This is a genomic window from Faecalibacillus sp. H12, assembly GCF_013361255.1.
GTDB lineage: Bacteria > Bacillota_I > Bacilli_A > Erysipelotrichales > Coprobacillaceae > Faecalibacillus > Faecalibacillus intestinalis.
Genome location: NZ_JABWDK010000007.1, coordinates 12,667 through 26,366, shown reverse-complemented (window position 1 = coordinate 26,366; position 13,700 = coordinate 12,667). Strand labels below are relative to the sequence as shown.

The window sequence follows — 13,700 nt, the reverse complement described above, 5'->3', positions numbered from 1 at the left end:
TAATGATACTTGAGGACAATCAAAAAGATTGTTCTCTTTTTTATTGACATGGGCGTTACTCACGGGAGTATTCTAATTATTAGAAAGGAACTATAGCCTATGAAAAAAATAAAAAGTATAATCTTAGTAGGAATGTTATTAATGATGGTTGTAGGGTGTGCACATTCTAATACTAATAGTGAAGGAAGATATCATATGAATACTTTTACAAAAAATACAAAAGTTTATGATGTAATAAATAATACATCATTTAAAGGATATGGAAAATTAATATTTCCTGTTGATAGGAAAATAGATAAAGATATGACATTGGATGAATCAAAAAGTTTGTATATTTGGTATAACTATATTAATTCTAATAAAACAGTAGAAATTGTTAATTATATGAAACAACAAGCAGATTCTAAGAAGCAAATATTTTATAATATTTATACAGAAGAAGAAATGAGGGCTGATCCCGAAAAGCGTAATACAGGTTTGTTTTATTTTCGTGGAAAAGAAAATACTAAGTTTGCAATCCTAAATGCAGGTGGGGGATTTATGTATGTTGGCGCCATGCAAGATAGTTTTCCACATGCTTTGGAACTTTCAAAAAAAGGTTATAATGCTTTTGCTTTGATTTATAGACCGGATGCTAATAAAGCGATGGAAGATTTAGCAAGAGCTGTAGCTTTTATTCATGAAAACAAAAATCAATTAAAAATTGATGTGACATCTTATTCAGTGTGGGGAGGATCTGCAGGTGGAAGAATGGCAGCTTGGTTAGGAGATTATGGAACAGAGTCTTTTGGAGAAAAAGCTTATCCTAGACCAAGTACAGTTATTATGCAATATACGGGTTTATCTGAAGTAACAGGAAATGAACCGCCAACTTATGCCTGTGTAGGAACAGCAGATTATATTGCAGATGATCAAGTGATGGAAAATAGAATTAATAAAATAAAGTCAAATGGGACAGATGCACAAATTGAAAAATTTAAAGGACTTCCACATGGCTTTGGACTAGGCGAAGGAACAAAAGCAGAAGGTTGGATCAATCATGCTATTCAATTTTGGGAAAAACATATGAATTAAAGGAGCTAAGTAATGAAAAAAACATGGTTAATTACAGGATGTTCTTCAGGCCTTGGAAGAAGCCTTGCAAAAGAAACTTTAAAACAAGGTTATAATGTTGTTGTAACAGCAAGAAATACAGACACAATTCAAGAAATTGTTGATCAATATCCACAAAGTGCTTTAGGAATAGCTTTAGATGTAACAAATCAAGAAAGTATTAGAAATGCAGTAAAGCAAGCTATTGATTATTTTGGCTCTATTGATATTTTAGTTAATAATGCGGGATATGGTTATCGTTCTGCCATAGAAGAAGGAACAAGACAAGATATAAGTAAGCTTTTTAAGACGAATGTATGGGGACCTGTTGCTTTAATTAAACAAGTGTTACCCTTTATGAGGGCAAAACACCAAGGAGCGATTATTAATGTTGGCTATTCATGCTTCTATGGGTTCAGGTTACTATGCAGCTTCTAAAAGTGCGCTAGAGTCAATATCAGAATCTTTAAAGAAAGAAGTGGAACCTTTAGGAATTAAAGTTATGATTGTTGAGCCAGGTGCTTTCAGAACAAACTTTACAGGAAGCTCCTTAACACAATCGCCAAAAGCAATAGAAGATTATGCCTTAACAGCTGGTACAAGACGTATTGAAAAGAAAAGAATCATGGAAAGCAACCTGGTAATCCTGATCAAGCGGCACCTTTAATTATACAAGCTATTGAAAGTGAAAAGACACCTTTAAGATTATTGCTTGGAAGTGATGCCGTTAACTACGCTCATGATATGCTTGCAGAACATCAAAAAGACTATGATAAGTGGTGTGAATTAAGCAAAAAAACAGATTATAAAAAAGATGATGATTTATTTTGATAAGTCATCATCTTTTTGTATAAGATTACTAAAATATTTTACTTTACCATTTAAAACATCTTCATAGAAATTTTGTTTCCAATGAATAAAATCAATACTTTCATTTATTTTTTGAACTTTATGTTCTAATTTTTTTAATTTCTTTTCTAATATTCTTTGTCTTTCAGGAATTGTTTCTTCACCCTTTAAACATAATTGAAGATATTCTTTCATTTCATTAATAGTCATATCACAATTTTTTAAACAAGATAGACTATTGATCCAAGCAATATCATTTTCATCAAAAACACGATAATTATTTTTATCTCTTTTTACATGAGGAATGAGTCCTTCATTACAATAATATTTTAAAGTATCATAAGATAATCCTGTTTTTTTACACGTTTCTTTCATTGAAAATAGTTGTTTTTCTTGATTCATTTAATCATACCTCATCTTATAAAAAAATATTGACCGTGTGTAACACACGACATTTATAATTGTAATAACATCAAATAAAATGTCAAGAGATGATATGGAACAAGCTCCTCAAAAAGTACAAGAATGGTTAGAAAGTATTGAAGAATAGCAGATGAAAAAAATAAAATATATTTTAATTATCTTAATCATGTGCATAAGCGCTATAGGTTGTTCAAGTAAAGAAAAAAAGATTGATGTTAATGATTATTACTATGGAAATCAGCGTGAAGAAACAAGTCAGGAAAAAAGATATCTTTGGAATGAAGAAAATATACCTAAAGAAACAGATTATACAGAAAATACAGGAGATTATTTTGATGATCCTGATTTCAAACCCTATATGACGATTTATCCTGTACCACAAGGAACACAGATAAAAGGAGCAATGCTTGTAAGTTCAGGAGGTGCTTTTATGTTTCGTTCAGAAAATGCGGAAGGAAAAGATATTGCAGAAGCGTTTTCTAAGCTGGAGTATATTTCATTTGTTATTCATTATCGTTTGCAGCCTTATAGTGAAAGAGAATCAGGAATAGATATTGCAAGAGCAGTAAAAATGGTGCGTTATTATACAAAAGATTATGGGGTTGAAGAGAATAAAATAGGATTGATTGGTTTTTCTGCAGGCGGTATTGCTAATGGAAGAACTGTTTTAGAATTTGGTCAAGATATTAATGGAAATGTAATTGACAATCATTATGTACCAGATCAAATTGATAAAGTTTCTTCAACAGCAAATGCCTTAATTATGGCATATTCATTTTATGGAAGACTTTCACATGCTAATTTAGAAGAAAGTACTTTTAAAGATTTTGATTTACCCCCAACTTATTATGTCTATGGAACAGAAGATCCATTCTATAACCAGTTTAATGAACAGGTAAAATTATTAAAGAGATTAAATAAAAATATTGAATCTAAAGTATTGAATAATTATCCACATGGTTTTGGCATTCAAGGTGATTGGGCAAAGGATGTAGATCAGTGGTTGGATAAAATATATGAATAAAGAGGAAAAAAGATGAAAGATTTTCAATTAAGAAATGATACTAAATTATTATTTAGAAATAATCCAGTTAAAGATTTAAAAGAATATGTAAATAAAAAGAAAGTTTTATTTGTTTATGGAGGAGGCTCTGTAAAAAGAAATGGTTGTTATAACGATGTAAAAAAAGCAATAGATGAAAGTGATGGAAAACTATTTGAACTTTCAGGAGCTTCACGAGAAATAATAGCTATAGAAAAAGGTATTCAACTTGTTGAAGATAATAATATTGAAATGATTATTGGTGCTGGTGGAGCGAGTATTATGGATTGTGCAAAACTTATTGCTTTTGGAAGTTATCAAAAAGAGGACTTGTGGGACTATATAAAAGGAAGAAAAAATCCTTATGGTCTTGAAAAATTACCCCTTATTTTGATACCAACATATCCTTCTAGTGGTTCCGAATATGGATTGGGTGCTGTAGCGTCAGATAAAAGGAGACAAGATTTTGGGACTGCTTATGGAATTGCGGGAGATGTTGCTTTATTGGTTCCTAAGTATTCACTTTCTTTAGATAAAGAAATGACAGCTTATACAGGTTTAGTTACATTTGTTCAATTATCAGCTTCAACAATTGGTGACCATAATCCAATATCTTATGATATGGGAATTTCAGTTATTAAAAATGTATTAAAGGCGACAAAAAGATTGAAAGAAAATCCAAATGATGAAGAGGCAAGAGGAGTTATTCTTTATGGTGCTTCTATTTCAACATCAGGAAGACTAGGTCTTGGTAAAGAAGAAAATTATGCTTATGACATTTATGAATTAGAATTTATTCCAGAGGTATTGTTTGAAGCAACTTATCGAAAGAGTTTAACAACATTATTTCCAAGATTTTTAAAAGTAATGGCAAAATATTACCAAGAGGATATTGTACGTTATTTTAAAGATATTTTTGGTTATGAAGAAATAGAAATAGCAAGTAAAGAAATGATTAAGCTCTTTGAAGATTTAGGTGTTGATATGTATTTTAAAGGACAAATAACAAGGGATAAAATTGAGAATATTGATTTTGAAACAATACTTTCTATTGAAGAAGTAACAAGCATCATTGAGGATTGTTTGGTTAAATAACCTATGAAGAAATACAAAATTTTATTGAAAATAATTATTGTTTGTTTACTTTTTGTAGGCTGTCAAACAAAAAGTAATAAAAATGAAAGGAATGATAAAATAATGACACAAGCAAAATTTCCAAATAAACTTACTCAAATACCACAAGATTACTATAATCAGTCCACACAGCCAGGATCTCTTGTTGAATTAAAATATGATACTTATGAAGCAATGAGCTACAAAAGCCATCAACAAATATTACATAAAAGAGCAATCGTTTATCTCCCTTATGGTTACAATCAAGGAAAAAATTATAATGTTGTGTATTTAATGCATGGTGGATGGAGCAATGAAACAACTTATTTAGGTACTCCTAAAAGCCCAAGTGAATTTAAAAATGTTTTAGACAATGCGATTTTAAATAAACAAATGCAACCAATGATTGTTGTTTGTCCAACCTACAACAATACAAGTCAAGAGGATAGTAGTGACTATTCTTTAGCAATACAATTAACAAATCTTTACCATCAAGAATTAATAAATGACTTAATTCCTGCAGTTGAAAGTACATATAGTACATATGCAAAATCTACAGATGAAGAAGGTATAAAATCATCAAGAAATCATCGTGCCTTTGCTGGCTTTTCAATGGGATCGGTAGCTACATGGAGAACCTTTCAATATTGTTTAGATGATTTTCGTTATTTTTTACCATCAAGTGGAAATCTAACTTCAAATGGAGAAGCAATGGCTAAAATAGTTAAAGATCAGGACTATTCATGGAGTGACTTCTTTATTTTTGCTGCTTCTGGTACAGATGATTTTGCTTATAGTGCTTTTAAACAACAAATTGAAGCAATGTTAAATGTAAAAGATCATACTTTTAGATATGCCAATAATGAACAAGAAGGAAATCTTTATTATTTATGGCAAAAAGGTGGTATCCATAATGGAGAGTATGCAATAGAGTATTTTTATAATGGATTTTGTTGGCTTTGGCAATAAAATTTACTATAACTGTCAGTTATACATGGATGTATTGTTGATATTGTACATTTAAAAAAGTAATAGCTAAAATGAGATTAGAAAGGGGGATTGATGTGAGAAAAGTAATTGATGTAGGGATGATGATTTTATTATTACTTTTAATGGCTTTTCCATTTACAGGACAAGATATTCACATTTTTTTGGGAATAATCATGATTGTTTTCTTTATTATTCATCATTATTTAAATAGAAGATGGTATTTGAGTTTATTTAAAGGTAAGAAAACAAAGATACAAATACTATTTATAACCATTAATAGTTTGTTACTTATAAGTATTTTTGGTGTTGCACTCAGTGGTTTAACACTTGCTGGATATGTGCCTATCATGTCTTATTTTCTAGCAAGAAAGATGCATTTAGTATGTTCTTATTGGAGTTATTTGCTCATGGGATTACATGTAGGTTTACATCTACAAGTTACAAAGAGGATTAAAAATCAAATAATTGTTTATGGAATAATGCTTATAGGAATTATTTTATTTACGAAAAATCAAATACTTATTTATTTGTTGAATATGTCCGATTTTTTATATGTGAGTGATCGAACGAATATGATTATTTATATGTTTGAATATTTGATGATCTTTATTTTGTTTGTATTACTTATGAATGTCATCATAAAGGAGATGAAGAAGAAATGAAAAAGAAAATATTAGTTATACTTGCAGTAATCTGTGTTATTGCTTCTGGTGTGGGTTATTATTTTTATCGCACACAAAGAAATGTAAGTGTTGGTTTAAATAATGATATTCAAGATGAAAATGGTAAAAAAGGAAAAACTTCTTTAGATAGTTCTAAAGTATTAGTGATTTATTTTTCTAATGGGGGAAATACTCAAAAACTTGCAAAAGAAATTTACGATCAAGTTGGTGGGGATTTTGGACAAATTAAACCCCAAAAAGCTTATCCTAAAGGAAATAAACTTTATGATTATACAAAAAATGAACAAGAAAAAAATGGTCGACCAAAACTAAAAGACTTAAATATTGATATAAGTCAATATGATACGATTTTTATTGGCTATCCTATTTGGTGGTATACCTATCCACAAATTATTTTGAGTTTCTTCGATCAATATGATTTAAGTAATAAAACAATTATTCCTTTTGTAACACATGGTGGTAGTGGTATGTCAGGAACAAAAGAAGACATGGAAGAATATTTAAAAGATAAAAATGTAACTGTTAAAGAAGGACTCGCTGTAAGTCGTACAGATATTGAAAAGAGTCAAAAGAAAACAGTTGAAAATTGGTTAAAGGAGCTTGGTTATAAATAGATGAGAAAAAAATTAGAAGAGAGTATGCTGAAAATCGCATTATTATCAGTATCTCTACTGGTTGCTTCTGCACCGGCTATTAATGCTAATATACCAGCTATGGCTAAAGCTTTCCCTAATGTTCCTTTATCAACTGTAGAATTATTGACAACGATTTCATCTATGTTTTTGATGATTTCTGTTTTAACAAGTAGTTTTATAGCAAGAAAAATTGGTTATAAGCAAACTATTTTATTAGGAATTATAATTGTTGCTATTTTTGGAACGTTACCTGCTTTTACGCATTCTTTTTGGTTGATTATGATTTCTAGAGCTTTATTGGGTTATGGTATAGGTCTTTTTAACTCTTTATTAGTAACAATGATTTCTTATTTTTACCATGGTGAAATAAGAACTTCTTTATTTGGTATGCAAAGTGCTTTTGAAGGACTAGGTGGTATTTTTATTACCTTTGTTGCGGGACAATTACTAAAGATTAATTGGCAAGCACCCTTTTATGCCTATTTACTAGCAGTTCCCGTTATTCTTTTATTCTTTATTTTTGTACCAAATGTACAGGTTGAAAAGAAAGATGAACATATAAATGAAGATGGAAATAATAATTATAAAGGGGTTTTAGGATATACGTTTGTTATTTTTATTGTCTCTATGCTTTATATGATTATGGGAATTAAAGTATCTACTTTAATGACGTCTAAAGGATACGGGCAAGCAAGTGATGCGAGTTTGGTTATCATAGCGCTTGGTATTGGATCAATGGTATCAGGAAGTATGTTTGGTTCTATTTTAAGAAAATGTAAGCAATATACTATTACTTTAGGTTTTATTTTACTTTCTATAGCAATGTTTTTGATTGGGGTAGCTCAAAGTACGGGAATTGTTATTTTTAGTGGGTTTGTCATTGGTTTTGCATTTAGAAATGTATTTCCTTATTTGATTCATAAAATAAATGAGCAAAAGGTAAGGAATGCTTCACTAGCAACTTCTTTGTTTTTAGCAGGAAGTAATTTAGGTAGTTTTTTATCTCCTTATGGAGCAATTTTATTACAAAAATTAATTAAAACAAATGATTTAAGTCGATTGTTTTATGCAGATGGGGTTTGCTTTTGTTTATTAGCAATAGGGACTCTATTTATTGTAAAGAAGGTGAAATAAATTGAATGAGTCTACAAAAATAAATGATATTTTAAAGAATTCGTTATTTAAAGGTATAGGACAATTTTTATTTCCAACAGATTTTTATTCAATTACAAATAACATGACCTTAAAAGATGTAGATCATTTACTTCCTTATCATAGTCATATTGAAGTAAGTACAACTATAGAAGTATTAGAATATTTAGAAAATCAAAGAAAACAAGGGAATCAAGTATTCTATGATATCTATACAGAAAAAGAAAAACAAGCAGATCCAACAAAAAGAAAAACAGGACTTTTCTTTTTCAAAGGGAAAAAGAACGCACCTTTTGCGATTATTAATGCAGGTGGTGGTTTTAGTTATGTTGGATCAATTCATGAAAGTATGCCTCATGCTCTTTATTTATCAAAACAAGGCTACAATGGTTTTGCCTTACAATATCGTACAGGAGGAGCTGATGTAGCATGCCTTGATCTTGCAAGAGCAATTGAATTTATCTTTGAACACGCTAAAGAATTAGAAGTAGATACAAATTGTTATTCTTTATGGGGTGGTTCTGCTGGAGCAAGAATGGCGGCTTATTTAGGAAGCTATGGCACTATTTCCTTTGGTGGAAAATATTTACCTAAACCAGGAACTGTGGTGATGCAATATACGGGACATAGTGATTATACAAGAAATGAACCACCAACTTTTGTATGTGTTGGTGAAAATGATAGGATTGCCTCTTGGCGTGTTATGGAAAGAAGAACTCATATTTTAAAGCGAAAAGGAGTCGATGTTGAATTCCACAAATATCCCTCTTTAGGACATGGTTTTGGCTTAGGAATTCATACAAGTGCAAAAGGATGGATCGACGATGCAATCCATTTTTGGCAAAAACAAATAGAAAAAGGAGAAGATGAAAAATGAGAAAAAATTTTGGAGCACAACCTTATTTATATCCACAACCAGTGATGATTATTGGGACATATGATGAAAACGGAAAAGCAAATGCCATGAATGCTGCTTGGGGAGGAATTGTTGGTAGAGATGAAATCATGATTGATTTATCTTCACATAAAACAACAAAGAACTTAGAAGTTATCAAAGCATTTACTGTAAGTGTGGCAGATACAAAACATTTAGTTGCTTGTGATTATGTTGGGGTAGAATCTGCCAACAATTGTGAAAATAAAATGGAAAAGGCAGGATTTACAACAGTTAAAAGCGAATTTGTGAATGCACCTATTATCAATGAACTTCTTCTTACTTTAGAATGTGAATTAGTAAAAGTAATTGATGGAAGTAAGTATTTGGGACGTATTGTTAATGTAAGTATTGATGAAGAAGTTTTAGGAGAAGATGGTAAGTTAAGTTTAGAAAAATTTAAACCTATTACTTTTGATATGATTCATGGGCAATATATTGAATTAGGAAAATGTGTAGGAAAAGCATTTCATGATGGTTTACAACTAAAAAATAATTAGGAGGTTGATTCTATGATGAAAAAAGTAAAAGTATTTTTGATTGCTTTAGTTATTATTATTGCGGGTGTTGGTGGTTACTTGGTTTATAATTCACAAAAAGTTTCTACTACAGAAGAAAAAGTCGTTACAAATGAAACGAAATCAACGACAAAGAAAGTGCAAGGTGATGGTAAAACTTTAGTGGTTTATTATTCAGCACAAAACCATACCAAAGATGTTGCTGAAAAAGTTGCTGAAAATTTAGGGGCAGATCTTTTTGAAATCGAACCGAAAGAAAAATACACAGAAGATGATTTAGACTGGACGAATGATGATTCAAGAGTGACAAGAGAACACGAAGATACATCATTAAGAAATGTTGAATTAAAAACAACAGAAGTAGAAAATTGGGATCAATATGATACTGTACTTATTGGTTATCCTATCTGGTGGGGTATTGCGGCATGGCCTGTTGATACATTTGTTAAGGCTAATGATTTTTCTAACAAAACAGTTATTCCTTTTTGTACTTCTACTTCATCTGGTTTAGGTGAAAGTGGTACAAAACTTCAAAAAGAAGCTAAAGGTGGTAATTGGCAAAAAGGTCAACGTTTTAGTTCAAGTCCTTCAGATTCTACAATTAAAGATTGGACAGATAGTTTAAAATAGGATGTTATTTGAAAAATGCCGAATTGCCGAAAAAAAGTGTCGAAAATAATAAAAAGTGAGTTCGTGTTTATAAACATGGACTTTTTTTGTTTTACATAAACTTAACATAAACCATACGTTCTTTTGATTTTTGAAAGTGTTGAAAAACACTATGATAGGAGTGTCTTAAGAAAAGGAAACAAAAATAAATAATATCTTAAGAGAAAACAAAGGAAGGTAAATAAAAAATGAAAAAGAAAGTATTAAGTGTTTTAATGATTTTCATGATGTGTCTTGGTTTAGCCGGATGTGGCGGAGGATCAAATAGTGCATCAGATGACATTAGTGGAAAGGTAAGTTTAAACGGATCAACTTCAATGGAAAAATTCGTTAATGCCTTATCAGAAGGAATTAAAGAAAAATATCCAAACTTACAATTAGAAGCACAATTTACAGGATCTGGTGCAGGTCTAGAAGCAGTTGCTTCAAAAACAACAGATATCGGAGATTCTTCTCGTGCTTTAACAGATGAAGAAAAAGCAAAAGGATTAGAAGAAAATATTGTTGCTATCGATGGTATCGCAACAATTACAAACAAATCTAATAAAGTAACAAACTTAACTAAAGATCAATTAGCAAAAATCTATACAGGACAAATTACTAACTGGAAAGATTTAGGTGGACAAGATGAAGCAATCGTTGTTATTGGACGTGAAGCTGGTTCAGGAACTCGTGGAGCTTTTGAAGAATTATTAGGAATTGAAGATCAATGTCAATATGCTCAAGAATTAAATGAAACTGGTGCTGTTCTTGCTAAAGTTGCTAAAACTTCTGGATCAATCGGTTATGTTTCATTAGATGTATTAGATGATACAGTTTCTCCTCTTCAATTAGATGGTGTTGAACCTAGTGAAAAAACTGTAAAAGATGGAAGCTATACTTTACAAAGACCATTTGTAATGGCTACAAATGGAAAAATTAGTGAACAATCTAAACAAGTTCAAGCAGTATTTGATTTCATCAATAGTGATGCTGGACAAAAAATCATTGAAAAAGTTGGTTTAGTAACACCAAATAAATAAAAAATAAAGAGGGAAGTATTATGGAAAAAAAGTTATCAATTATTAGCCATAAGAAAGCAAAATCCCTAGTAGAAAAAACAGCCGCGATGATCTTTCGTGGCTGTGCTATTATCTCTGTTTTAGCAGTTGTTACTATTACAGGATATATGATTATTTCAGGGACACCTGCCATCTTTAAAGAAGGAATTACAGGTATTTTGTTTTCTACAACGTGGGCGCCAACAGCAGCCAATCCTCAATATGGGATTGCTTATGTTATATTAACATCCATTGTTGGGGTTTTTCTAGCAATCTGTATAGGAGTACCTATTGGTTTATTTACAGCAATTAACCTTGCTGAAATTGCACCAGTAAAACTTAGAAAAATATTAAAATCAGCAATTGAATTACTTGCAGGGATTCCATCTGTTGTCTATGGATTATTAGGTATTTTGATTGTCAATCCAATGATGTATAAATTAGAATTAATGATTTATCATGGTTCTAAAACACATCAATTTACGGGTGGAGCCAATCTTTTATCAGCTATTATCGTACTAGCAATTATGATTTTACCTACACTTATTAATATTTCAGAAACAGCCTTAAAAGCTGTACCTGATGATTACCGTAAAAGCTCACTGGCTTTAGGGGCAAGTAAAATTCAAACAATCTTTAAGGTTGTTGTACCAAGTGCTAAATCTGGAATTATGTCAGCTATTGTACTTGGTGTAGGTCGTGCTATTGGAGAAGCGATGGCTATTTTGTTAGTAGCCGGAAATGCAGTATCTCTTCCACTTCCATTTAATTCTGTTCGTTTCTTAACAACAGCCATCGTTTCAGAAATGGGATATGCTAGTGGTACACATCGTCAAGTTTTATTCACAATTGGACTTGTTCTATTTATCTTTATCATGATTATTAACTTAATCTTAACATATGTTTTAAAAAGAGGTGACTTAGATGAATAATACAATATTAGAAAAAAAGAAACGTGTTAGTGATCAAATTCTCTATGCACTTATTCAATTAAGTTCATTTCTTTCAATTTTTATCTTATTAGTTATTATTGGTTATATTCTCTATCGAGGAATACCAGCCTTTGATTTTTCTTATTTAGTAAATACAACAAGTATTATTAATGATACTGTAGGTATATTACCTAATATTATTAATACACTTTATATTGTTATTGTGACACTTTTAATTGCTTGTCCAATAGGAATTGGTGGAGCAATTTATTTAAATGAATATACAAAAAATAAAAAATTCGTTAGTATCATTTCATTTACAACGGAAGTTTTAGCAGGTATTCCATCAATTATTTATGGATTATTTGGAATGTTGTTCTTTGGATCTGTTTGTCATTTAGGATTTTCAATTTTGACAGGTTCACTTACACTTGCCATTATGATTTTACCAATCATTTCAAGAAATACCCAAACAGCTTTAGAATGTGTTCCTAAAAGCTATCGTGAAGCTGCTTTAGGAATTGGAGCAACAAAATGGTATATGATTCGTACAGTTCTTTTACCAAGTGCAATTCCTGGTATCTTAACAGGAGTCATTCTTGCGATGGGACGTATTGTTGCTGAATCCGCTGCCTTATTATTTACGGCAGGCTCAGTTGCTATTTTACCTACTAATATTTTTAAACATTTGTTAAGTAGTGGGGGAACTCTTACTATTCAATTATATTTAGAAATGGCTAAAGGTAATTATGAAGTTTCATTTGTGATTGCTCTTGTTTTAGTAGTTATTGTTTTAGGTTTAAATATGTTAGCTAAATGGATCAGTCGCAGATTTGATGTAAATAAAGGGGATAATTAAGATGGAAAATAAAATAGAAGCAAGACATCTGAATTTATATTATGGACAAAAACATGCTTTAAAAGATGTCAGTTTAGATATTAAAGAAAATAAAATTACAGCGTTTATTGGCCCTTCAGGGTGTGGTAAATCAACATTTTTAAAAACATTGAATCGTATGAATGATTATGTTGATAACGTTAAAATTGAAGGGGATGTTATCTTAGATGGTGAAGATATTTATGATAGCCGTGTTGACACAACTTTACTTAGAAAAAAAGTTGGGATGGTTTTCCAACAACCAAATCCATTCCCTATGTCAATTTATGATAATGTCGCTTATGGACCACGTATTCATGGTATTAAAAATAAAAAACAACTTGATAAAATCGTTGAAGATAGTTTAAAAGCAGCAGCACTTTATGATGAAGTTTCAGATCGTTTACATTCAAGTGCCTTAGGTTTATCTGGTGGACAACAACAAAGATTATGTATTGCCCGTGCTTTAGCTGTACAACCAGAAGTTATCTTATTAGATGAACCAACAAGTGCCTTAGATCCAATTTCAACACTTAAAATCGAAGAACTTTTATTACAATTAAAAGATCAATATACGATTGCTATCGTTACTCATAATATGCAACAAGCAAGTCGTATTGCTGATTATACAGCCTTCTTCTTAGTAGGAGAAATGGTTGAATATGGACCAACAAAAGATGTCTTTGGTATGCCAAAAGATAAAAGAACTGAAGATTATATTACTGGTAGATTTGGATAGGGGGAAATTAGA

General features: G+C 30.7%; 18 protein-coding genes. 17 read left to right on the top strand and 1 reads right to left on the bottom strand.

Going from position 1 to position 13,700, the window contains the following annotated elements:
• Window positions 1–99 precede the first annotated feature (99 nt).
• The 4 genes from HUU89_RS06890 to HUU89_RS15295 are packed head-to-tail and all read left to right on the top strand — an operon-like array spanning window position 100 to window position 1,923.
• Window positions 100–1,074: an alpha/beta hydrolase gene (locus tag HUU89_RS06890; protein ID WP_254697714.1), complete on the top strand. Its 975-nt coding sequence runs from the start codon at window positions 100–102 to the stop codon at window positions 1,072–1,074.
• Between the two features lie 12 nt (window positions 1,075–1,086).
• Entirely contained in the window at window positions 1,087–1,530 is a 444-nt protein-coding gene (locus tag HUU89_RS14730; protein WP_217498447.1) for an SDR family NAD(P)-dependent oxidoreductase, read from the top strand.
• A complete protein-coding gene (locus tag HUU89_RS14725; protein ID WP_217498446.1) occupies window positions 1,481–1,759 on the top strand; it encodes an SDR family NAD(P)-dependent oxidoreductase in 279 nt (92 codons plus the stop codon). Before HUU89_RS14730 ends, HUU89_RS14725 begins: the two co-directional genes overlap by 50 nt.
• A gap of 41 nt (window positions 1,760–1,800) precedes the next feature.
• Window positions 1,801–1,923 carry a hypothetical protein gene (locus HUU89_RS15295; RefSeq protein ID WP_317992326.1) on the top strand — a complete coding sequence of 41 codons (123 nt, stop codon included), beginning with the start codon at window positions 1,801–1,803 and terminating at the stop codon, window positions 1,921–1,923.
• Here the strand turns inward: HUU89_RS15295 and HUU89_RS06880 are convergent.
• Window positions 1,915–2,343, bottom strand: a complete 429-nt coding sequence (locus HUU89_RS06880; protein WP_175301360.1) for a MerR family transcriptional regulator — start codon at window positions 2,341–2,343, stop codon at window positions 1,915–1,917. The genes HUU89_RS15295 and HUU89_RS06880 overlap by 9 nt on opposite strands.
• A 151-nt stretch (window positions 2,344–2,494) precedes the next feature.
• Here HUU89_RS06880 and HUU89_RS06875 point away from each other — a divergent pair, with 151 nt between their 5' ends.
• The 13 genes from HUU89_RS06875 (at window position 2,495) to pstB (ending at window position 13,688) form a co-directional block, all read left to right on the top strand.
• Window positions 2,495–3,388 (top strand): alpha/beta hydrolase, encoded by an 894-nt coding sequence (locus HUU89_RS06875; RefSeq protein WP_175301359.1) that lies wholly within the window; start codon window positions 2,495–2,497, stop codon window positions 3,386–3,388.
• Between the two features lie 12 nt (window positions 3,389–3,400).
• Entirely contained in the window at window positions 3,401–4,501 is a 1,101-nt protein-coding gene (locus tag HUU89_RS06870; protein WP_175301358.1) for an iron-containing alcohol dehydrogenase, read from the top strand.
• A 3-nt stretch (window positions 4,502–4,504) separates the two neighbouring features.
• On the top strand, window positions 4,505–5,488 hold the full coding sequence (locus HUU89_RS06865) for an alpha/beta hydrolase (protein ID WP_175301357.1): 984 nt from the start codon (window positions 4,505–4,507) through the stop codon (window positions 5,486–5,488).
• Window positions 5,489–5,583: 95 nt separating this feature from the next.
• Complete coding sequence (locus tag HUU89_RS06860) at window positions 5,584–6,171, top strand: DUF4405 domain-containing protein (protein WP_175301356.1); 588 nt, start codon at window positions 5,584–5,586, stop codon at window positions 6,169–6,171.
• Window positions 6,168–6,806, top strand: coding sequence for a flavodoxin (locus HUU89_RS06855; protein WP_175301355.1), 639 nt, complete (start codon window positions 6,168–6,170; stop codon window positions 6,804–6,806). The genes HUU89_RS06860 and HUU89_RS06855 overlap by 4 nt, the downstream gene beginning before the upstream one ends.
• On the top strand, window positions 6,807–7,961 hold the full coding sequence (locus HUU89_RS06850; protein WP_175301354.1) for an MFS transporter: 1,155 nt from the start codon (window positions 6,807–6,809) through the stop codon (window positions 7,959–7,961). It abuts the gene before it with no gap.
• 1 nt (window position 7,962) lies between these two features.
• Window positions 7,963–8,856, top strand: a complete 894-nt coding sequence (locus tag HUU89_RS06845; RefSeq protein ID WP_175301353.1) for an alpha/beta hydrolase — start codon at window positions 7,963–7,965, stop codon at window positions 8,854–8,856.
• Window positions 8,853–9,413, top strand: coding sequence for a flavin reductase family protein (locus HUU89_RS06840; protein WP_175301352.1), 561 nt, complete (start codon window positions 8,853–8,855; stop codon window positions 9,411–9,413). The genes HUU89_RS06845 and HUU89_RS06840 overlap by 4 nt, the downstream gene beginning before the upstream one ends.
• Before the next feature lie 12 nt (window positions 9,414–9,425).
• Window positions 9,426–10,061: a flavodoxin gene (locus tag HUU89_RS06835; protein ID WP_175301351.1), complete on the top strand. Its 636-nt coding sequence runs from the start codon at window positions 9,426–9,428 to the stop codon at window positions 10,059–10,061.
• A gap of 227 nt (window positions 10,062–10,288) precedes the next feature.
• Window positions 10,289–11,122: a phosphate ABC transporter substrate-binding protein gene (locus HUU89_RS06830; protein ID WP_175301350.1), complete on the top strand. Its 834-nt coding sequence runs from the start codon at window positions 10,289–10,291 to the stop codon at window positions 11,120–11,122.
• Window positions 11,123–11,142: 20 nt separating this feature from the next.
• Window positions 11,143–12,072 carry a phosphate ABC transporter permease subunit PstC gene (gene pstC / locus HUU89_RS06825; protein WP_147580485.1) on the top strand — a complete coding sequence of 310 codons (930 nt, stop codon included), beginning with the start codon at window positions 11,143–11,145 and terminating at the stop codon, window positions 12,070–12,072.
• On the top strand, window positions 12,065–12,931 hold the full coding sequence (pstA, locus tag HUU89_RS06820; RefSeq protein WP_147580486.1) for a phosphate ABC transporter permease PstA: 867 nt from the start codon (window positions 12,065–12,067) through the stop codon (window positions 12,929–12,931). Before pstC ends, pstA begins: the two co-directional genes overlap by 8 nt.
• 1 nt (window position 12,932) lies before the next feature.
• Window positions 12,933–13,688, top strand: a complete 756-nt coding sequence (gene pstB / locus HUU89_RS06815; protein WP_106988360.1) for a phosphate ABC transporter ATP-binding protein PstB — start codon at window positions 12,933–12,935, stop codon at window positions 13,686–13,688.
• Window positions 13,689–13,700 lie beyond the last annotated feature (12 nt).